Origin of the sequence: Variovorax sp. UC122_21, from assembly GCF_044056785.1 — a bacterium.
Lineage (GTDB): Bacteria > Pseudomonadota > Gammaproteobacteria > Burkholderiales > Burkholderiaceae_C > Variovorax.
In genome coordinates, this window is record NZ_CP172003.1 from 693,518 (window position 1) to 711,870 (window position 18,353).

The 18,353-nt window shown below is 68.4% G+C and carries 20 protein-coding genes and 2 pseudogenes; 15 read left to right on the forward strand and 7 right to left on the reverse strand.

The window, feature by feature from the left end; translation table 11 throughout:
* The first annotated feature begins 15 nt into the window (after positions 1 to 15).
* From ACHMXE_RS03565 to ACHMXE_RS03580, 4 genes are all read left to right on the forward strand, one after another.
* Positions 16 to 339 (forward strand): ferredoxin family protein, encoded by a 324-nt coding sequence (locus tag ACHMXE_RS03565; protein ID WP_203206720.1) that lies wholly within the window; start codon positions 16 to 18, stop codon positions 337 to 339.
* Positions 340 to 465: 126 nt separating this feature from the next.
* On the forward strand, positions 466 to 891 hold the full coding sequence (locus tag ACHMXE_RS03570; RefSeq protein ID WP_395346879.1) for a CopG family transcriptional regulator: 426 nt from the start codon (positions 466 to 468) through the stop codon (positions 889 to 891).
* 32 nt (positions 892 to 923) lie between these two features.
* Complete coding sequence (locus ACHMXE_RS03575; protein ID WP_395346880.1) at positions 924 to 2,015, forward strand: alpha/beta hydrolase family esterase; 1,092 nt, start codon at positions 924 to 926, stop codon at positions 2,013 to 2,015.
* A 292-nt stretch (positions 2,016 to 2,307) separates the two neighbouring features.
* A complete protein-coding gene (locus ACHMXE_RS03580) occupies positions 2,308 to 3,522 on the forward strand; it encodes a HAMP domain-containing sensor histidine kinase (RefSeq protein ID WP_209540031.1) in 1,215 nt (404 codons plus the stop codon).
* Here ACHMXE_RS03580 and ACHMXE_RS03585 read toward each other — a convergent pair.
* A complete protein-coding gene (locus tag ACHMXE_RS03585) occupies positions 3,519 to 4,226 on the reverse strand; it encodes a GntR family transcriptional regulator (RefSeq protein ID WP_203206717.1) in 708 nt (235 codons plus the stop codon). The genes ACHMXE_RS03580 and ACHMXE_RS03585 overlap by 4 nt on opposite strands.
* 353 nt (positions 4,227 to 4,579) lie before the next feature.
* On the opposite strand from ACHMXE_RS03585, the pseudogene hydA reads away from it, so the two are divergent.
* The 10 genes and pseudogenes from hydA to ACHMXE_RS03635 all read left to right on the forward strand — a co-directional run bounded on the left by hydA (position 4,580) and on the right by ACHMXE_RS03635 (position 14,414).
* Positions 4,580 to 6,012 (forward strand): annotated as a pseudogene (gene hydA, locus ACHMXE_RS03590) (dihydropyrimidinase).
* A gap of 61 nt (positions 6,013 to 6,073) precedes the next feature.
* On the forward strand, positions 6,074 to 7,690 hold the full coding sequence (locus ACHMXE_RS03595) for an ABC transporter substrate-binding protein (RefSeq protein ID WP_395346882.1): 1,617 nt from the start codon (positions 6,074 to 6,076) through the stop codon (positions 7,688 to 7,690).
* A 163-nt stretch (positions 7,691 to 7,853) separates the two neighbouring features.
* Complete coding sequence (locus ACHMXE_RS03600) at positions 7,854 to 8,804, forward strand: ABC transporter permease (RefSeq protein ID WP_395346883.1); 951 nt, start codon at positions 7,854 to 7,856, stop codon at positions 8,802 to 8,804.
* Positions 8,801 to 9,646 carry an ABC transporter permease gene (locus ACHMXE_RS03605; protein WP_208510769.1) on the forward strand — a complete coding sequence of 282 codons (846 nt, stop codon included), beginning with the start codon at positions 8,801 to 8,803 and terminating at the stop codon, positions 9,644 to 9,646. Before ACHMXE_RS03600 ends, ACHMXE_RS03605 begins: the two co-directional genes overlap by 4 nt.
* A complete protein-coding gene (locus ACHMXE_RS03610) occupies positions 9,643 to 11,112 on the forward strand; it encodes an ATP-binding cassette domain-containing protein (protein WP_395346884.1) in 1,470 nt (489 codons plus the stop codon). The genes ACHMXE_RS03605 and ACHMXE_RS03610 overlap by 4 nt, the downstream gene beginning before the upstream one ends.
* Positions 11,060 to 11,308, forward strand: coding sequence for a hypothetical protein (locus ACHMXE_RS03615; protein WP_395346885.1), 249 nt, complete (start codon positions 11,060 to 11,062; stop codon positions 11,306 to 11,308). The genes ACHMXE_RS03610 and ACHMXE_RS03615 overlap by 53 nt, the downstream gene beginning before the upstream one ends.
* Positions 11,309 to 11,334: 26 nt before the next feature.
* Positions 11,335 to 12,246, forward strand: coding sequence for an NAD-dependent epimerase/dehydratase family protein (locus ACHMXE_RS03620; protein WP_395346886.1), 912 nt, complete (start codon positions 11,335 to 11,337; stop codon positions 12,244 to 12,246).
* Positions 12,243 to 12,734 carry an ureidoglycolate lyase gene (locus tag ACHMXE_RS03625; RefSeq protein WP_395346887.1) on the forward strand — a complete coding sequence of 164 codons (492 nt, stop codon included), beginning with the start codon at positions 12,243 to 12,245 and terminating at the stop codon, positions 12,732 to 12,734. Before ACHMXE_RS03620 ends, ACHMXE_RS03625 begins: the two co-directional genes overlap by 4 nt.
* Before the next feature lie 2 nt (positions 12,735 to 12,736).
* On the forward strand, positions 12,737 to 13,657 hold the full coding sequence (locus tag ACHMXE_RS03630; protein ID WP_395346888.1) for an allantoinase PuuE: 921 nt from the start codon (positions 12,737 to 12,739) through the stop codon (positions 13,655 to 13,657).
* Positions 13,658 to 13,733: 76 nt separating this feature from the next.
* On the forward strand, positions 13,734 to 14,414 hold the full coding sequence (locus ACHMXE_RS03635) for an SDR family NAD(P)-dependent oxidoreductase (protein ID WP_395347419.1): 681 nt from the start codon (positions 13,734 to 13,736) through the stop codon (positions 14,412 to 14,414).
* A 16-nt stretch (positions 14,415 to 14,430) separates the two neighbouring features.
* Here ACHMXE_RS03635 and ACHMXE_RS03640 read toward each other — a convergent pair whose 3' ends face one another.
* From ACHMXE_RS03640 to ACHMXE_RS03650, 3 genes and pseudogenes are all read right to left on the reverse strand, one after another.
* Positions 14,431 to 14,736 carry a response regulator transcription factor gene (locus tag ACHMXE_RS03640; RefSeq protein ID WP_395346889.1) on the reverse strand — a complete coding sequence of 102 codons (306 nt, stop codon included), beginning with the start codon at positions 14,734 to 14,736 and terminating at the stop codon, positions 14,431 to 14,433.
* An 82-nt stretch (positions 14,737 to 14,818) separates the two neighbouring features.
* Positions 14,819 to 15,160, reverse strand: a pseudogene (locus ACHMXE_RS03645) (HD-GYP domain-containing protein); the annotation flags it as partial.
* Positions 15,081 to 15,908, reverse strand: coding sequence for a hypothetical protein (locus ACHMXE_RS03650; RefSeq protein ID WP_395346891.1), 828 nt, complete (start codon positions 15,906 to 15,908; stop codon positions 15,081 to 15,083). The gene ACHMXE_RS03650 and the pseudogene ACHMXE_RS03645, both read right to left, overlap by 80 nt.
* Positions 15,909 to 16,075: 167 nt before the next feature.
* Between ACHMXE_RS03650 and ACHMXE_RS03655 the strand changes: the two genes are divergently transcribed.
* Complete coding sequence (locus tag ACHMXE_RS03655) at positions 16,076 to 16,591, forward strand: DUF308 domain-containing protein (RefSeq protein ID WP_395346892.1); 516 nt, start codon at positions 16,076 to 16,078, stop codon at positions 16,589 to 16,591.
* Positions 16,592 to 16,647: 56 nt separating this feature from the next.
* On the opposite strand, the gene ACHMXE_RS03660 is transcribed toward ACHMXE_RS03655, so the two are convergent.
* The 3 genes from ACHMXE_RS03660 to ACHMXE_RS03670 form a co-directional block, all read right to left on the reverse strand.
* Positions 16,648 to 16,965, reverse strand: coding sequence for a helix-turn-helix domain-containing protein (locus tag ACHMXE_RS03660; RefSeq protein ID WP_395346894.1), 318 nt, complete (start codon positions 16,963 to 16,965; stop codon positions 16,648 to 16,650).
* A 100-nt stretch (positions 16,966 to 17,065) separates the two neighbouring features.
* Positions 17,066 to 17,602 carry a cupin domain-containing protein gene (locus ACHMXE_RS03665; RefSeq protein WP_395346896.1) on the reverse strand — a complete coding sequence of 179 codons (537 nt, stop codon included), beginning with the start codon at positions 17,600 to 17,602 and terminating at the stop codon, positions 17,066 to 17,068.
* Positions 17,599 to 18,342 carry an NAD-dependent epimerase/dehydratase family protein gene (locus ACHMXE_RS03670; protein ID WP_395346898.1) on the reverse strand — a complete coding sequence of 248 codons (744 nt, stop codon included), beginning with the start codon at positions 18,340 to 18,342 and terminating at the stop codon, positions 17,599 to 17,601. Before ACHMXE_RS03670 ends, ACHMXE_RS03665 begins: the two co-directional genes overlap by 4 nt.
* Positions 18,343 to 18,353: the final 11 nt, after the last annotated feature.

An 18,353-nucleotide genomic window follows, 5' to 3' on the forward strand; every position in this document is an offset into this window, starting at 1 on the left:
CCGGGGAGCCGCCCGATGAGCTTCGTCGTCACGGAGCCTTGCATCGCTTGCCGCTTCGGGGAATGCGTCGGCGTGTGCCCGGTCGATGCCTTCCACGCAGGCCCCAACTTCATGGTGATCGACCCGCGGACCTGCATCAACTGCGGGATCTGCGAGCTCGCATGTCCGGTCGAAGCGATTCGCGCCGACCATGCGCTGACGAGCGAGCAGCGCACGTATGCCGACCTCAATGCGAGGCTCGCCGAGGCATGGCCCGTGACCACGGCGACAACGCCGCTGCCGCGGGCCGAGGACTTCGCGGCCGAGAAGAACAAGCGGCATCTGCTCGTGTTGCCCTGATCGAGCGCGGCTGGCCATCGACGCCGGCGGATGACCTGCGAGACGGCGTGTCGGACCGCCCCGGCTGAATCTCCCCAGCCATGAAACATCCAAGCACCATCCATATGGATGGTGTTAGGATGGCCCATGCCGACCAAAACCAGCCCCGCCCCCATCGTCGCCCGCGCCCCCGAGTCCGAGAAGATCACCATCAACATGGGCTTCGTCGACCTCGGGCAGGTCGATCTGCTGGTGGCCGAGGGCTTCTATTCGAACCGCACGGATTTCATCCGCACCGCCATCCGCACGCACCTCGCGACGCATGCGGACGCGCTGCGCCAGGCGGTGTCGCGCAACATGCTGGTGCTGGGCCTGCAGCGCTTCTCCACGGCCGACCTCGAGGCCGTTCGCGCAGCCGGCGAGACGCTGCAGATCCGCGTGCTCGGCCTGGCCGTCATCGCCCCCGACGTGAGCCCCGCGCTCGCCAAGGCCACCATCGATTCGCTCACCGTGCTCGGTGCCCTCCACGCGTCGCCGGCCGTCAAGGCCGCGCTGGCCGACCGCATTCGCTGACCTTCCGGTCGGCATCCAAGGGACTTTCATCCATGAACACACTTTTATCGGGCCTGATGCGCGACGCTGCCCAACTCACGCGCGACGGCCGCCTCGTGGATGCCACGCAGCTCATCCAGCGCGCCCTGCGGGGCGAAACCTCGCCCACCGAGGCGCCCCCCACGGCCGCTCGACCGATGGTGGAGGACGATGTGATCGAAGCGCAGGTGCGCGTGGTCGACGTGCAGCCGACGCCCGAGCCACGCGCAGCCGAAGCGGCCGACGCCTGGACCCAGGGCAGCTTCACGCACCAGGGCCGCACCGTCGACTACATGCTCTTCGTGCCCGCCTCGGCCTCGGCGCAGCCGGCGGCCGCCAGGCCCCTGGTGCTGATGCTTCACGGCTGCACGCAAGGCGCGGCGGATTTCGCGGCGGGCACGCGCATGAACGAGCGCGCGCGCGAGAGCGGCTGCATCGTGCTCTACCCCGAGCAGGCGAAGCGCGCCCATGGCCAGAAGTGCTGGAACTGGTTCAAGACCCAGCACCAGGCGCGCGGGCGCGGCGAACCGGCCCTGCTCGCCGCGCTGACCGAGCACATCGTCGCGCAGCAGCGGGCGGACCGTTCGCGCGTCTACGTGGCGGGCCTGTCGGCCGGCGGCGCCATGGCCGATGTGCTGGGCCATTGCTATCCCGAGCTGTACGCCGCGGTCGGCGTGCATTCGGGGCTGCCGCATGGCGCGGCGCACGACATGATGAGCGCACTGAATGCGATGCGCACCGGCTCGCCCACGGCGCGCGGCGCCACGACGCAGGGATCGCCGCCGACCATCGTCTTCCACGGCGACGCGGACCCGACGGTGCATCCGGGCAACGGTCGCGCGATCGTCGCGGGCGCGATGCCCGGCACGGTCAGCGAGGGCCTGTCCGCGGCGGGCCGGCGCTACACCCGCACCGTGCATCCCGCGTCGCCAGGCCGTGGCGATGCCGAGCACTGGGTGCTGCATGGCGCGGGCCACGCATGGTCGGGCGGCAGTGCCGCGGGCAGCTACACGCAACCCGATGGCGTCGATGCCAGCCGCGAGATGCTGCGCTTCTTCCTGGCCCATCGATCGACGCTCGCCGACGCGCAGCAGCGGGCGTCTTGACTGGGCTCGCGGCGCGCTTTCATGCTGGGTGCTGCGTCGGCACTGGCCTGCGGCATCGGCATGCCGGCGGCCGCGGCGAACGGGATGAAGGCGAGCCCCGGGACGCGGCCACCCGGAGCACCGCGCGCCGGGCGCTCGCACGGGAGCGCGCCGCCATGTCTTTTGCCATAGGCGCATCCCGGCTGTTGCCCGACAATGGCCGCGGAGCCAGCCTGCTGCCTGACATACGGCTGCGTTGATCATCGAACAACCGATCGGATGCGTCCGGTCCCCCGAGTCAGGACAACATCGAATGGACACCCTGGAACTGGCCGAACACATCCGGCGCGACGTCGAAGCCATCGGCCGGATCAGCGCGGTGCCCTCCATGCTGCGGTTGATCTGCGAACAGACGGGCATGGGCTTCGCCGCCGTCGCGCGCGTCGACGGCGACAGCTGGACCGCCTGCGCGGTGCTCGACCGGATCAACTTCGGCCTCAAGCCCGGCGGCCAGCTCGAGGTCCACACCACCCTGTGCGTGGAATCGCGCGCGGCGCGCCAGCCCATCGCCTTCGACCACGCCAGCACGCACCCGGTCTTTCGCACGCACCACACGCCGCGCATCTACGGCATCGAGAGCTACATCTCGGTGCCGATCGTCAAGGGCGACGGCAGCTACTTCGGCAACCTCTGCGCGATCGATCCCACGCCGCACGACGTCGACAACGCCCGCACGATCGCGATGTTCCAGGGCTTCGCGGACCTGATCGGCCACACGCTGGAACTCGAGGACCGGCAGAGCGCGACCGAGGTCGCCCTGTTCGACGCCGAGGCGACCGCCGAGCTGCGCGACCAGTTCATCGCCGTGCTCGGCCACGACCTGCGCAATCCGCTGGCCTCGCTCAGCGCCATCGGCGAACTGCTGGCCCGGCGCGCGGCCGACCCCGACAGCACGCGCGCGGGCCTGCGCATCCGCGCCACCACGAAGCGCATGGCCTCGCTGATCGAGGACGTGATGGACTTCGCGCGCGGGCGCATGGGCAGCGGGCTCGACGTCGCTCGCGAGCAGATCCCCGACCTGGGCCTCGCGCTCGACGACGTGGTGGCCGAGATGCGCGCCGCGCATCCCGCGCGCGCCATCGCCGCCGACATCCAGGTGACGGACATCGTGCACGGCAGCCGCGGTCGCCTGCAGCAGGTGCTGTCGAACCTGCTGGGCAATGCCGTCTCGCACGGCGCGCCCGACAGCCCCATCGACGTGGCGGCCTGGACGCGCGACGGCTGGTTCGTGCTGAGCGTGAAGAACCAGGGCGAGCCCATTTCGCCCGGCAACCTGCAGAAGATCTTCCAGCCCTACTGGCGGCCCGCCGAGAGCCGCGGCCACGGCGGACTGGGCCTCGGGCTGCACATCTGCTCGCTGATCGTGAAGTCGCACGGCGGCACGCTGCAGGTGACCTCGACGGCGGAGCACGGCACGAGCTTCGTGGCGCGCATTCCGGTGCGGCCGGGGGTCGCGGCCGTCGCCTAGCTGGCCCCGAAGATGTCCTCGAGGTTGACCTCTTCAGGCTCCTGATTGAGGTTCACGCTCTTCTCGATGTGGTCGAGGTGATGCAGCATCAGCTGCGCGGCGCGCTCCGCGTCCTTCGACTTGATCGCCTCCACGATCAATGAATGCTCGTCGGCCCGGCAGCTCTCCGCCGGCGGCGCGTCGTACACCAGGATGATCAGGCAGGTCAGCGTGGACAGCTCGCGCTGCGTGCGCGCGAGCGTCGTGTTGCCGGCCAGGTCGGCGCACAGGTTGTGGAACTCCCCCGACAGGCGGATGACGGCCCGCTTGTCGCCCCGCGTGCGCGCGCCCATCTCCTGGTCCACGTGCGTGAGCAGGGCGTCGACCACGTCGGGCGTGGCCCGTTGCGCCAGCCGCCGCATGATCGCCGGCTCGATGACGCGGCGGGCCTCGAACACGTCGCGCGCCTGCTCGATCGTCGGCCTGGCGACGAACGCTCCCTTGTTCGGGATGAGCTCGACGATCTGCTCGTAGGCAAACCGGGTCAGCACTTCCCGTATGCGCGGCCGGCTCACCTTGAAGATTTCGGCCAGGCGCTCTTCGGCCAGCTTGGTCCCCGGCAGCAGCCGGTGCTCCTGGATCGCGACGTAGATCTTTTCGTAGATCTCTTCGCTGCTGTCGCGCTCACGGCGCGGCGCGGGGATGGCGGTGGAAGGCGTAGACATGTTTCCAGGCATTGGTTCTTCAGGTGCCAACAATTTTTTGGAAGATTGTAGAAAGTCTAACACTGTGTAGTGCGCCCGACGGGCGCCTTGCCGGGCTCACGATCGACCTCGTCTCCTCTGAGAAGTCGCCTACTCGGCATGGCCGCACAGCCAGCAGGGCCCTTCCAGCGCCATGTTCCGCATGCGCTGGGTGCGAGGGTTTGCCCTCCCTTCTTCGTCGCCCGACAAGCGGCTAAAGTTATGTCAACAATATTGCAGACGATCTGGCATATGTTTTGCAAACACAAATCGCCAGACGTTCTTAGGCAAAGAAATCCCATTTTGTTGAACATTTTTGGTGCGAGAGAACCCAAGTGAGTGCATCCCTTTTTGATCTAGTGATCCGCAATGCCCGCGCGGCAACGGCGTCTGACGTGTTCGACACCGACATCGGCATCAAGGACGGCCGGATCGTCCAGCTGGGGCGAGACCTTCCACGAGGCAGCCGCGAGATCGACGCGAAGGGCCGCGTCGTCACCCCCGGCGGCGTCGACGCCCATTGCCACCTGGACCAGCCCTCGCCGCCGCCGGTCAGGATGGCCGACGACTTCGACACCGGGACCATCTCCGCCGTCTGCGGCGGCACCACCACCGTCATCCCGTTCGCTGCGCAGCAAAAAGGCGGCAGCCTGCGCGCCGCCGTCGAGGACTACCACCGGCGCGCGGACGGCATCGCCCATGTCGACTATGCGTTCCACCTCATCGTCAGCGACCCGACGCCCGAGGTGCTGAATGCCGAACTACCCGCGTTGATCCGCGAGGGCTACACCTCGTTCAAGGCCTACATGACCTACGACGACCTGAAGCTCGACGACGGACAGATCCTCGACGTGCTCGATGTCGCGAAGCGCCATGGCGCGATCGCGATGCTGCATGCCGAGAACTCGGACTGCATCGAATGGCTCACCCAGCGGCTCGAGGCCATGGGCCGCAGCGCGCCGCGCTTTCATGCGCACTCGCGCCCATGCTGGTGGAGCGCGAAGCGACGCACCGCGCCATTGCACTCGCCGAGCTCGTGGACGTGCCGATCCTCATCGTTCATGTCTCGGGCCGTGAAGCCATCGAGCAGATCCGCTGGGGCCGCGCCCATGGATTGAACATCTTCGCGGAGACCTGCCCGCAGTACCTGTTCCTGACCGCGGAAGACCTGGGCATCGACGACAGCTATCACGGCGCGAAGTGCGTCTGCAGCCCGCCACCGCGCGACAAGGCCAACCAGGAGGTCATCTGGAACGGCCTGCGAGACGGCCTCTTCACCGTGTTCTCGTCCGACCACGCGCCCTTCAAGTTCGATGGCCCTGGCGGCAAGCACCCGAACGGCGAAGAAGTGGCCTTCCGCCACATCCCCAACGGCATTCCCGGGCTCGAGACGCGCATGCCCCTGCTCTATTCCGAAGGCGTGCTCAAGGGCCGCATCAGCCTCGAGAAGTTCGTCGAACTCACCGCCACCGGCCCCGCGAAGACCTACGGGATCCATCCGCGCAAGGGCGCCATCTGCATCGGTGCCGATGCGGACCTGGTGATCTGGGACGAGCGCGAGCTCACCATCCGCAACAGCGCGCTGCACCACGCCGTCGACTACACCCCCTACGAGGGCATGCAGCTCGGCGCCTGGCCCGCCTTCACGCTGCTGCGCGGCGAAGTGCTGTGGGACGGCAGCGCCTGCGTCGGCCCGAGGAACCAGGGCCGCTTCATCGCCGCCGGTCGCCCCTCGATCCTGCCGCCCGCCCATCTCGCCGCGGCCTGAAGCCCGGCCTCCCCGTGCGCCCTTCTCATTTCAACCACCCCAGAAACTTGGAAAGCCAGCAATGAACATCAAGACCGACGTCGTGCAATCGCTCGCAGGGCCAGCGGCCCGGGCCCTCTTCGCGGCATCGCTGCTCGGCGCGGTGCTCGCGCCCGCCGCCTTCGCACAGGATGCGAAATCGATCCTCGTGGTGGCCGGTCCCCGGACGCCCGAGTCCCTCGACCAGGAGTACCCGCCGACCGAGGCGACGCATGAAGCGAAGCGCAACATCTACGAGCGCCTGCTGGCCTACGACACGAAGATGGTCGACGGCGTCAAGGTCGAGAACTTCGACAAGCTCGTCGGCGCGCTCGCCGAGCGATGGGAGGTCTCCGCGGACAAGACCTCCATCACCTTCTTCCTGCGCAAGGGCGTGAAGAGCGCGGCCGGCAACGAGCTGCGGGCGGACGACGTGATGTGGTCGTTCGAGCGCGGCTGGAACAAGAACGCCAACTTCCGCTGGTACATGAACCAGATCCTCGGTATCACGAAGTACGAGGACGCGTTCAAGAAGATCGACGACATGTCGGTCAAGGTGACGCTGCCGAAGACCTCTCCGCTCATCGAGCGCATCTGGGTCAACAACGACCTCGGCATCCTGGACGCAACCGCGGCGAAGAAGAACGCCACCGCCGACGACGCCTGGGCATCGCGCTGGCTGTCCACCCATTCGGCATCGTTCGCACCGTACCAGGTCACGAAGTTCCAGTCGGGCCAGGAGGTGGTCTACGAGGCCAACCCGAACTACTACCGCGGCGCGCCGCAGATCAAGAAAGTGATCTTCCGCGAGATGCCCACCTCCGCCAACCGGCTCGCGGCACTGCAGGCCGGTGCGGTCGACGTGGCCGAATGGCTCTCGCCGCGCGAGCTCGCCACGCTGGAGAAGAACCCCCAGCTGAAGGTGTGGCAGGTCTTCGGCAACTACATCCACCGCGCGGAGATGAACAACACCACGCCGCCGTTCGACAACCCCAAGGTCCGCCAGGCGCTGAACTACCTGGTGCCCCGCGAGGACATCCTGAAGGCCGTGTACTACGGCAAGGCCCGGCCGACCAAGAGTCCGATCTCCGAGATCTATCCGGCCTACACAGACCAGTACTTCAAGTACAGCCTCGACGTCGAGAAGGCCAAGGCCCTGCTCAAGGAAGCGGGGCAGCCGTCGGGCTTCAAGACGCAACTCGGTTACCGCACCGGCGACCAGATCGAGGAGGAGATCGCCGTCATCCTGAAGACCGCCTTCGCGCGTGCCGGCGTGGAGGCCGAGCTCGTCAAGCTGCCCGCGTCGACGCTGGTCGAGCGCTACTCCAAGGGCACCATCCCGATGTATTTCTTCCGCGACATGGCCATCGTGCCGGACGCCGCCTATGTCGCCAACCTGTGGCTCAACAGCGCATCGCTGATCAACTATCCCAAGTTCAAGAACGCGGAAGTCGACAAGCTGATCAACGAAGGGCTGTCGAGCACCGACGAAGCCAAGCGCGAAGCCGGCATGAAGCGCGTGCAGCAGATCGTGATGGACCAGGCACCGTGGGTGTTCCTCATGAACCCGGGCTACCAGCTCGCCACGCGGGCCAGCGTGACGGGCTACAGCTGGTACACGCCGAACAGCAACAACTGGTCCGACTTCTCGAAGAAGTGATCCCCGCCGTGCCGGGCGATCCGCGGCTCGCGCGGACGCCCTGGCACACGCGAGCCATCCAACAAGGAAAGACATGACGCTACGCACGTCGCTGCGATCGCTACCGCGACCGCTTCGAATCGTCCTGGCCAGGCTGAGCATTCTGATTCCGCAGATGTTCGGCGTGCTGCTTGCCACCTTCCTGCTCATCCGGCTGCTGCCGGGCGACCCGGCCCTGCTCATGCTCGGCAACATGGCGACGCCCGAGCAGATCGCCAACCTGCGCGAGAGGCTGGGCCTGAACGGCAGCCTGTGGTCGCAGTTCACGAGCTATCTCTCCACCGTGGTGCACGGCGACCTGGGCACCTCCATGTTCACCGCCAATCCCGTGGCGGTGGACCTGCTCGATCGCGTGCCCGCCACGCTCGAGCTGATCACCTACGCCATGCTGCTGACCATCGTCGTCAGCCTGTCGCTGGCGGTCGTCTCGGTCGTCAAGCCCCGGGGATTCGTGAGCCGCTTCAGCAAGGTCTATGGCCTGGCCGCGGGCGCCGTGCCGGACTTCTGGGTCGGCCTGCTGCTGATCTACTTTCTGTTCTACGTCGCCGGCATCGCACCCGCGCCGTTCGGACGCATCGACGCCATCATCTCGGCGCCGCCCGCGGTCACCGGCTTCCTGACGATCGACACCCTGCTGGCCGGCGACACGGCGGCCTTCGCGTCGGCCGTGGGGCGCCTGTGCCTGCCGGTGCTGACCCTCGCGATCGTGAATGCCGGGGCGCTGATGAAGATGACCCAGATCGTCTTCGCCGACAACTACCGCAGCGAATACATCCGCCATGCGCGCGCGAGCGGTCTTTCGGAGCGCCAGCTCATCAAGAGCGCGCTGCGCAACAGCCTGCCGCCGATCATCACGATGGTCGGTTTCCTGTTCGGCTTCCTGCTGGGCGCCGCCGTGCTGGTCGAGACCATCTTCGCGTGGGGCGGACTCGGCCAGTACGCCGTCTCCGCGGTCATGAACAGCGACTATCCGGCGCTCCAGGGCTTCGTGCTCGTCGCCGCCGCATTCATCCTGATCGTCTACACCGTGGTGGACGTTCTCTACGGCATCGCCGACCCGAGGATCGAAGTATGAAGATCATGGCTGCCGCCCATCGGCGTGGCGCGAAGCTGACCCTGGCCATCGGACTCTCGCTGCTGGCCATGCAGTTCCTCGCGATCGTGTTCGCCCCCTGGATCGCGCCGTATTCCCCGGTCGATGCGGACCCGATCAATGCCCTGAAGTCGCCGTCCTTCGCGCACCTGTTCGGCACCGACGTGTCCGGCATGGACATCTTCTCGCGCGTGATCTTCGCGACGCGCATCAACCTGCTCATCAGCGTGACCGCGGTGGCCATCGCCTTCGTCATCGGCGTGCCGATCGGGCTGGCCATCGGCTACTACAAGGGCTGGGCGAGTTCCTTCGCGATGCGCATCTTCGACTTCGTGCAGTCCTTTCCCGTCTTCGTGCTGGGCATGGTGCTGGTCTCGGTCATGGGCCAGGAGATATGGAACGTCGCCATCGTGCTGGCCGTGCTCTTCACGCCGGTGTTCGCGCGCCTGATCCGTGCCGAGGTTCTGTCGCTGCGCGACCGGCCCTTCATCGCCGCGGCGCGCTGCAGCGGTGCGACCGACGGCGCCATCATGTTCCAGCACATCCTGCCGAACGCCCTGACCCCGGCCATCGTCCAGATCTCCATCAGCATCGGGATGGCGATCCTGCTGACCGCCGGGCTGTCCTTCGTCGGCGCGGGCGTGCGGATGCCCACGCCCGAATGGGGGCTCATGGTGAGCAACGGCGCGCAGCAGATGATCCTCGGCGTGTGGTGGGTCGCGCTCTTCCCGGGCCTGGCCATCGTCTTTTCGGTGCTGACATTCGCTCTGCTGGGCGATGCCGCCAAGCAGATGTTCGATCCCCAGACGAGGAGCGCTCCATGAACCAGGTCGCAGACGCGTTGCTCGAGGTTCGCAACCTCAGCGTCGGTTTCTCCGATGCACAGGCCTCCCCCGCCCTGCGCGGCGTGAGCTTCAGCTTGCGGCCGGGAGAGATCCTCGGCATCGTCGGGGAAACCGGAGCGGGAAAGTCGCTTCTGGCGCGCGCCATCATCGACATGCTGCCCGGCGACGGCCGCATCCTCGATGGCGAGGTCCTCGTTCGCGGCCAGGCCGTCTCGAAGATGACGGAAACCCAGAAGCGCGGACTCCGCGGTGGCGAGGTCGCCCTGATCGGCACGAACGCGAAGTCCCTGCTCGACCCCGTCGTCAAGGTGGGAGAGCAGATCGCCCGCGTGCTTCGCGCCCACCGCGGCATCGACAAGGCGCAGGCCTGGCGCGAGGCCATCGCCCTGTTCGAGCAGGTCGGCATCGTCAATCCGGAGCGCCGCGCCCATGCCTACCCGCACGAGCTGTCCGGCGGCATGGCGCAGCGGGTCGTCATCGCGATGGCACTGATCGCGCAACCCAAGGTCCTGCTCGCGGACGACGCCACGCTGGGGCTCGATGCCACGATCCAGCTGCAGGTCCTCGACCTGCTGGTCCAGAAGGGCCGCGAGCTCGGTCTCGCCGTGGTGCTCATCACCCACGACCTGGGCATGGTCGCCGCGTACTGCGACCGCGTGGGCATCATGAAGTCCGGCGAGCTGCTCGAACTCGAGAGCGTGCACTCCTTCCTCACGCAGGGTCCGCGGCATCCCTACAGCCGCGAGCTGCTCGAAGCGGCCAAGGTGCGTCCGCTTCCGATGGTTCCCGACGCTTCCGCGAGCGCGGGCTCGGGCAGCGGGCAGCCCCTGCTCGAGGTCACGGACCTGGTCAAGACCTTCCATGTCGACGGCTCCTCCGACGTGGTGCGCGCCGTCGACCATGTGTCGCTGACCATCGCGCGCGGCGAGACCCTCGCCCTCGTGGGCGAGAGCGGTTCCGGCAAGACGACGATGGGCCAATGCCTCGTCAGGCTGCTCGCATCCGACGCCGGCTCGATCCGCTTCGACGGCCAGGAAACGCTAGCGCTCTCGGACAAGGCGTTCCGGACGGTGCGCCGGCGCATGCAGATGGTGTTCCAGGAGCCCTACGTCGCCTTGAACCCGCGATGGCGCGTGCGCGAGCTGGTGGCGGAGCCGCTGAAGCTCGGCGAGGCGCTGTCGCGAACCGAGCGCGACGCCCGCGTGATGGAGTTGCTCGAGCTGGTCGGCATCGCCAGCGCGAAGGCGAACGCCTATCCGCACGAACTGACGGCCGGCGAGCAGAAGCGCGTCGGCATCGCGCGCGCACTGGCCGTGCGGCCCGATTTCGTCATCTTCGACGAACCGACGACCGCGCTCGACATTCGCGTGCGCGCCCCAGATCATCGACCTGGTGCGCGACCTGCAAAAGCGCATGGGGCTGTCCGCGCTGTTCATCACGCATGACCTGAACTCCGTGCGCTCGCTGGCCCACTACGTCGCCGTGATGCGCCACGGAAAGATCGTCGAGCAAGGCCCGACCGAACAGATCTTTTCGCATCCCAAGGAGGCCTACACGCGCAAGCTGCTGGAGGCCGAGCTTCCCATCGAGGCGAAGGAACCGGTTGCGACCCCGACCCTGGAGACTGCCGAGGCCCCATGACATTCGATCGAACGAACACCAAGCCGGTGCTGGTCACCGGCGCCGCGGGCCTGGTCGGCCGCACGCTCGCGCGCCGGCTGGCCGAGCAGCAGCGCGCCTTCATCGCGCTGGACCGAAGCGCGTCGGTCACCGAGGACGGCATCGAGATCGTCGGCTGCGATCTGGGCGACGTGCACCGCATGTACGCGCTCACGCGGGAGGGGATCGATTCGGTCGTCCACTGCGGGGCGTTCTCCGGGCCCATGGTGGCCCGCGATACGCCGCACGCGATGGTGCAGGTGAACATCGTCGGCACCGCCAACATGCTCGAGCTGGCGCGCGTTCACGAGGCCCGGCGCTTCGTCTACTGCTCGTCGACCAGCGCCTATGGCGTCGTTCGATCGCCGGGCCCGGTCGCTGAGGATTGCCTGCTGCAACCCGCGAGCCTGTACGGCGCGAGCAAGGTCGCGTCCGAATACATCACGACCTCCTATGCGCAGCAGTACGGCCTGTCCGCGGCCAGCATCCGCCTGTCGTGGGTCTATGGACCTGGCAGGACGACGGACTGCGTGGTCCGCACCATGATCGAAGATGCGCTCGCCGCGCGCCCCACGCGCATGGCGTTCGGCTCGGACTTTCCCCGGCAGTTCATCCATGTCGACGACGCCGTGGACGGCCTGCTCCAGGCGCTCGATGCCGAATCCCTGCCCAGGACGACCTACAACGTCACGGGCAACACGCGCGTGACGCTGGGCGAGCTCGCGCAGCTGGTGCGCCGTGTCTTTCCGACAGCCGACATCGTGTTGCAGCCCGGGCCGGACCCGGTGGACGAGTTCCAGGAACAGTTCAGCATCGAGGCGGCACGGCGCGACCTCGGCTACGAGCCCCGGGTCTCGCTCGAACAGGGCATCCGCTCGTACGCCGAATGGATCGAGGCACGCCGGAGTGGGCGGCCATGATCGAGATCGAGCCGCGCCCTCTCTCGCAAGCCGAGTTCGCGCCCTTCGGACGCGTCATCGAGGCGCCTGCCCTGCCGCGGCGGGACTACTTCGACGCGGAACTGGCCTCGCGTCGATCGCACGCGAGCGCTTCGCTGTCCCTGGTCACGAACGATCCGGTGCGCGAAAGCAGGCTCGCGTTCGGCAGCCTCGAATGCCATCCGCACTCGTCCCAGTCGTTCATTCCCATGAACGCCGGCCGCTGGCTGGTGGTCGTGGCGCCCGACGCGCTCGGCCGCCCCGACATGCGGCAGGCGCTCGCCTTCATCGCCGGCCCGTCGCAGGGCACCACCTTCCGTCCCGGCGTCTGGCACCTCGGCCTGCATGTGCTCGACAGGCGATCGACGCATGCCATCTTCATGTGGCGCGACGGGACCGAAGGCGACGAGACCTTCGTCGACGTCGAGCCGACGACCATCGATTTGTCCAAGATCCAGAAAGCAGCTTGATCGTGAACCACCTTCAAAGAGACTTCGTCGGCTATGGCCGCAATCCTCCCGATCCGAAGTGGCCAGGCGGCGCGCGGCTCGCCCTCAACTTCGTCCTCAATTACGAGGAGGGGTCCGAGCCTTCCGTCCACGACGGAGAGGGCCTCACCGAGACCTGGTTCACCGAAAGCCACGGCCTGGCCAACCTCGAGGGACGAGACCTCGCAGCCGAGGGGCTCTTCGAGTATGGGAGCCGGGTGGGTTTCTGGCGGGTCATGCGGCTGCTGCAGGAGCGTTCGCTGCCCGCCACGATCTTCGGTTGCGCTCTGGCGCTCAAACGCAACCCCGAGGCTTGCGATGCCATCAAGGCGTCGGGCTTCGACGTGTGCTCGCATGGATGGCGCTGGATCCAGCACTATCGGTTGTCGCAGGACGAGGAGCGCGAGCACATCCGTCGCGCCGTCGAGTCCCTGACCCATTCGATCGGCGAGCGCCCGCAGGGCTGGTACTGCCGCTACGCACCGAGCGTCCATACGCGCCAGCTTCTGGTCGAGGAAGGCGGCTTTCTCTACGACTCGGACTACTACGGCGACGAGCTGCCGTTCTGGACGCGGGTCGACGGCCAACCGCACCTGGTGGTCCCCTACTCGCTGACCAACAACGACGGCCAGTTCGCCGCGGGCGTCAGCACCGGCAACGACTGGTACGGCTTCCTCAAGGATGCCTTCGACATGCTCTACAAGGAAGGCCGGACCCAGCCCAAGATGATGTCCGTCGGCCTGCACATGAGGCTCGTGGGCCATCCCGCGCGCGCCGCTGCGCTGGAGCGCTTCCTCGACTACATCCGCCAGTTCCCCGACGTCTGGGTGACGCGGCGCATCGACATCGCCCGGCACTGGCGGCACGTGCATCCGGCGCCCGCAACCCAAGGAGCCGAATCATGAAGAGCCCGTTCGATCTTCCGGCCGCAAGGCCGTCGTCACCGGAGGCAGCCGCGGCATCGGCGGCGCCATCGCCGAGCTGTTCCTCGAACATGGTGCCGAGGTCGCCATCTGCCATCTGGGCGACGAGGCCAATGCCAGCGCGCTGCGCGAGCGGATGGCCGCCAGGGGGCACGCGCTCCATTGCACCGAATGCGATGTCTCCAGCCCCGCAGCCGTCGACCGGTTCGCCGAATGGGCCACGCAGCGGCTCGGCCAGGTCGACATCGTCGTCAATTCCGCGGGCGTCGGCGGCGGCGACCGGCCCTTCGAATCGACCGACGAGCGCGACTGGGATTTGACCGTCGGCGTGAACCTGCGCGGCACGATGCTGGTGACGCGGGCCTTCTTCGCGAGCATGACCTCGCGCCAATGGGGACGCGTGATCAACGTCGCCTCGCAGCTCGCCTACAAGGGCGCGCCCGGCCTCGCCCACTACTGCGCGGCCAAGGCCGGCGTCGTCGGATTCACGCGTGCGCTGGCCTATGAGGGCGCCGCGCGCGGCGTGCTGGTCAATGCCATCGCGCCGGGACCCGTGGACACCGATCTGTTGCGCAATCACAGCGAGCAGTGGCTGGCGTTCGAGAAGAGCCAGCTGCCGGTCGGCCGGTTCGGCGAGGTGGGCGAGATCGCACCGACCGCGCTGCTGCTGGCGTCGGAAGCGGGTGCGTTCTACGTGGGGCAGACCCTGTCGCCGAACGGGGACGACGTCATGCTCTGAGGCTGCGTAGACAGCCCTAGATCAGCCCCCGCGTCGCCGCCTTCAGCGTCGCGGCCGCGCGCGTCGTGCATCCGAGCTTCTGGAACACGCGCTCCACGTGCGTGCGCACCGTGCTGGGACTGATGCCCAGCGCGCGCGCCACCTCCTTCGTGTTGACGCCCTGGCTGATGCAGCGCAGCACCTCGAGCTCGCGCTGGGACAGCGATGCATCGTCCTGCGCCGGCGCCGCGGGCTTCGGCGGCACCGCGCCCGGCAGCGTGCTGGCGCACAGCGCCTCGACCACGGCCACATCGAAGCGGCCAGCCGCGGCGTCCTCGTTCATGCGCTCGGCTGCCTCTTCCCCGCGTCAGCGCCTCGCGCCACGGACGGCGCGTGCAATGCGACCACCACTGTTCGGCCGCGGCGACGACCTGCCCTTCCAGCGGCATGGCCGCACCCGAGCGGCCACGGAAATGGCCCGAGCCATCGCGCCGCTCGAAAGCGAAGGACGCGATCTCCGCTTCGGCCGCGAGGCCGTCGATCTGCCCGGCGGCGCGCGAGGTCCAGTAGGGCACCAGCCGCACGCGCTCCAGCGCCGAGGCCTGCAGCGGCCCGGGCGTGTTCCAGATCGCATTGGGCACCGAGGCGCGTCCGATGCCATGGATCAGCCCCGCCTTGTAGGCGCGGCTACAGCCGGCCTCGTCCAGCCCCATGCGCGCGCCGCAGTCGCGCGCCAGGCTGGCCACGCGGCGTGAGTAGCCGGTCATCCACGGCAGCTTGAGGTCGATCACGTCGCCGACCAGTTCCAGCCCCATGGGCCGGCGCATCGAGTCCCGGCTGTTCCGCCGCCTCCGCCCATGGCGCGGCGGGTGCATCGAGCGCCTGCATCCAGGCCGCGAGATCGGCCGCGCTGGCGTCGAGCAACGCGGCCGGGTAGAGGCTGTCCGCGCGGCCGCGCACCAGCGCGAGCGCCTGCTCGATGCCGTAGAGGCGGCCGAAGATCTCGAGGTCGCTGGCCAGCGCCACCACATAGGTCGAGAACGGCACCGCCTCGCCGCGCAGCAGGCCCGGCACGCCGCTGCCGTCGTAGGCCTCGAACACCGCGCGCAGCGTGGCTTCGGTGTCGTGGCTCAGCCCCAGCGTGTGGGCGATGTCGCCGGCGATCTCGCAATGGATCTCGGCCATGGCGAGCACCGCACCGGGCACCGGCGCGCTGTCGTGGGGCTGGCGCATGCGCGGTGCCGACGAGGCGAGCAGGGCCCGGCGACCCTCGACGTCGTCGTCGAGGAAATCGGCGAACTCCTGCGCATTGGCCGTGCAGCCCGACCAGCGCAGCAGCGCGGCATGGCGTGCCGCCTCGATCTGCGGCGCGGTGCAGCCGGCCCGCGCCGCGATCTTGCCCGCGAGCCAGGCCGTGCGCAGCGAATGGTCGATCGGCTGGCCCATGCTCAGGTCGCCGATGAAGGCCAGCGCGCGGACGGCGTCGAAAACGGGGATGGTCGTGTCGTCGGACATGGCCGATTTTGCGCGCGTCGGTCATTCGACCGATACCGGCCGCGGGGGCAGCCGGAAGAATCGTGGCATCCACCGCTCGACGGGCGGCCCCCTCCTCTCTCGCGGCTTCCACCGCCTCTTCCTCATGTCCGACATCCTGCAGAAACCCATCCCCGCGCGCCGCCTGGTTGCGCAAGCTCTATTTCACCCGCGCCGCCTTCTCCTTCGCCTGGGTCGCGCTGGCCTTCACCGTCGCCAAGCAGTCGCCCGCGCTGGCCACCGTGCTGCTGATCGCCTACCCCGCCTGGGACGCCTTCGCCAACCTGTGGGACGCCCGGATGAGCGGCGGCGCGCAGGCCAACCCCACGCAGATGCTCAACCTCTGGATGAGCACCCTGGTCACGCTCGCGGTCGCGGCCTCGCTCGTGGCCGGATGGCAGGTCGTGCTGCTGATCTTCGGCGTCTGGGCCATCGTGTCGGGCCTGCTGCAGCTGGCCACGGCCCTCCGCCGCCGCAAGGCCGAACGCGGCCAGTGGGTGATGATGCTCAGCGGCGCGCAGTCCGCGCTGGCGGGCGGGCTCTTCATCTCACGGCAGGGCACCGATGCGCCGATTCCGCAGACGCTGGCGGGGTATGCGGCGGTGGGGGCGGTGTATTTCCTGATCTCGGGGGTGGTGATTCTGGTGCGGGAGCGCAGGCGCTGAAACGTCGGTGCGCCACCACTTGGCGCACACGGCAACGGGTCCGACGACTCCCCGCGTTATGCAGCCTTGCGACGGCGAGCTTGCGCCAAGCCCTTCGGTCTGGACAGCTTCACCACCGGCGCCATGCCGGCGGTGGCGGCCATGTCAATCAGCGTGTCCAGGGAGAACAGGTTGATCCTTCCCCGGACCAGGTCGGAGATGCGCGGCTGCGTCACGCCGAAGAGCTGCGCCGCCTCGGTTTGCGTCATGCCTTGCTGCCGAATGACTTCGGCCAGGCTGATCATCAGATCGGCACGAGCGCGCATGCTGGCCGCTTCCTGGGGCGTGCCTGCAATGGCGTCGAAGGCGCTGTCGAAGCGGCGGGTTCCGGTCATGATGCGAACTCCTCCAGGGCAATTTATACAAGTTTTTGTATTGCCCCCTTGGAGTCCCGCACGCGCTGACGACGATTTCGTTTCTCGAACGGGTGTTCGCTCAAGGCGGCAACACCAACGGCCCGCAATCCGAATCCGCGATGAAGGTCGCAATCAGCGACGCCGGCTTCACCGGATCGGGGTTCTCCGCGAACAGGTGCAGCGCGCGCGGCGGCTCGAACCAGGTCTGGCCGGCCTGGTATTCGACCTGGGGGCCGCCCGCCATCTGCGAGCGCACGGTGCCGCTGACCACCACGGCCTGCACGGAGCCCGGGTGCCGGTGCGCGGGCGTGTAGGCCAGCGGCGGGAACTCGACCAAGGCGGTGGTGATGGACTTGCCCGCCACGTTCGGCAGCGGCTCGCACGACAGCGGCCGCACGGACGTCTGCGGGCGCGCGGCGCTGCCCTCGGGCGCGGGTGTCGAGGCGAACATCGGGCGCGTCACGCTGCTGCAGAGGTCGTCGAGCCATGCGACGGTGGCCTGCTTGCCCGTATGCGGCACCAGGGCCCACGCGGCCGCGCCGAGGGCGAGCGCCGCGAGCGACAGCGCGACCGCATGCCGCGGCGCGCGCGGCCAGGGCCGGGCCGCGATGCTCACGACTTAGCCTCCGCGCCCAGGCGCATCGACGGGGTCCAGCCCAGCAGGCGGCGCGCTTTGCCGCTGTCGACCTCGGGGTTGTCCTCGGTGACGTTGAAGACACCACCGGCCGAATGGCGCCAGGCCAGCAGCGCGGCCCAGGCGGCCGCTTCGACATGCACGGGGCTCGCGCCCTTGGGCTCGTCGACGCCGGTGCCCGGGCCGTAGAGCTGGCCGTAGCGCAGCACGGTGCCGGTGATGCCGTGCGCGTGAAGCACGGCCTGCTCGAGCGCCACCACGCCGCCCACGCTGACGCGGCGCGCGCCTTCGGCCTCGGTGTCGAGCGGCTGCGCTTCCGCATACGGCTTGGGACCCGGCGCGTAGGCCCACGCGATGCTCTGGGCCACCATGCGCACCGCGCCCGCGGCGCGCGCGGCCTCGACGAGGTTGCGCGTGCCCTCGGTGCGCACGCGGGCATTGCGCGCCGTGGCCTCGGCCATGCGCACGCGATCGAGGCCGCGCGGCAGGTCGGTGAGCTGGTGGATCACGCCGTGCGGCGCGATGCGCACCAGCGCGGCCTTCAGCGCCGCTGCATCGAACACGTCGACCAGCACCGGCTTCACGCCCTGGGCCTCGAGCGCCGCGGCGCGCTCGGGCTGGCGGGTGCTGCCGTGGACTTCGTAGCCGGCCTCGCACAGCAGCGGGATCAGGGCCGAGCCGATGGCGCCGGTGGCGCCGGCCAGGAAAATTCTTTCGCTCATGGCGTTCTTTC

Coding starts and splice junctions, on each gene's coding strand:
- ACHMXE_RS03565 (WP_203206720.1), top strand. CDS start 16: ATGAGCTTCGTCGTCACGGAGCCTTGCATCGCTTGCCGCTTCGGGGAA.
- ACHMXE_RS03570 (WP_395346879.1), top strand. CDS start 466: ATGCCGACCAAAACCAGCCCCGCCCCCATCGTCGCCCGCGCCCCCGAG.
- ACHMXE_RS03575 (WP_395346880.1), top strand. CDS start 924: ATGAACACACTTTTATCGGGCCTGATGCGCGACGCTGCCCAACTCACG.
- ACHMXE_RS03580 (WP_209540031.1), top strand. CDS start 2,308: ATGGACACCCTGGAACTGGCCGAACACATCCGGCGCGACGTCGAAGCC.
- ACHMXE_RS03585 (WP_203206717.1), bottom strand. CDS start 4,226: ATGTCTACGCCTTCCACCGCCATCCCCGCGCCGCGCCGTGAGCGCGAC.
- ACHMXE_RS03595 (WP_395346882.1), top strand. CDS start 6,074: ATGAACATCAAGACCGACGTCGTGCAATCGCTCGCAGGGCCAGCGGCC.
- ACHMXE_RS03605 (WP_208510769.1), top strand. CDS start 8,801: ATGAAGATCATGGCTGCCGCCCATCGGCGTGGCGCGAAGCTGACCCTG.
- ACHMXE_RS03610 (WP_395346884.1), top strand. CDS start 9,643: ATGAACCAGGTCGCAGACGCGTTGCTCGAGGTTCGCAACCTCAGCGTC.
- ACHMXE_RS03625 (WP_395346887.1), top strand. CDS start 12,243: ATGATCGAGATCGAGCCGCGCCCTCTCTCGCAAGCCGAGTTCGCGCCC.
- ACHMXE_RS03640 (WP_395346889.1), bottom strand. CDS start 14,736: ATGAACGAGGACGCCGCGGCTGGCCGCTTCGATGTGGCCGTGGTCGAG.
- ACHMXE_RS03650 (WP_395346891.1), bottom strand. CDS start 15,908: ATGTCCGACGACACGACCATCCCCGTTTTCGACGCCGTCCGCGCGCTG.
- ACHMXE_RS03660 (WP_395346894.1), bottom strand. CDS start 16,965: ATGACCGGAACCCGCCGCTTCGACAGCGCCTTCGACGCCATTGCAGGC.
- ACHMXE_RS03670 (WP_395346898.1), bottom strand. CDS start 18,342: ATGAGCGAAAGAATTTTCCTGGCCGGCGCCACCGGCGCCATCGGCTCG.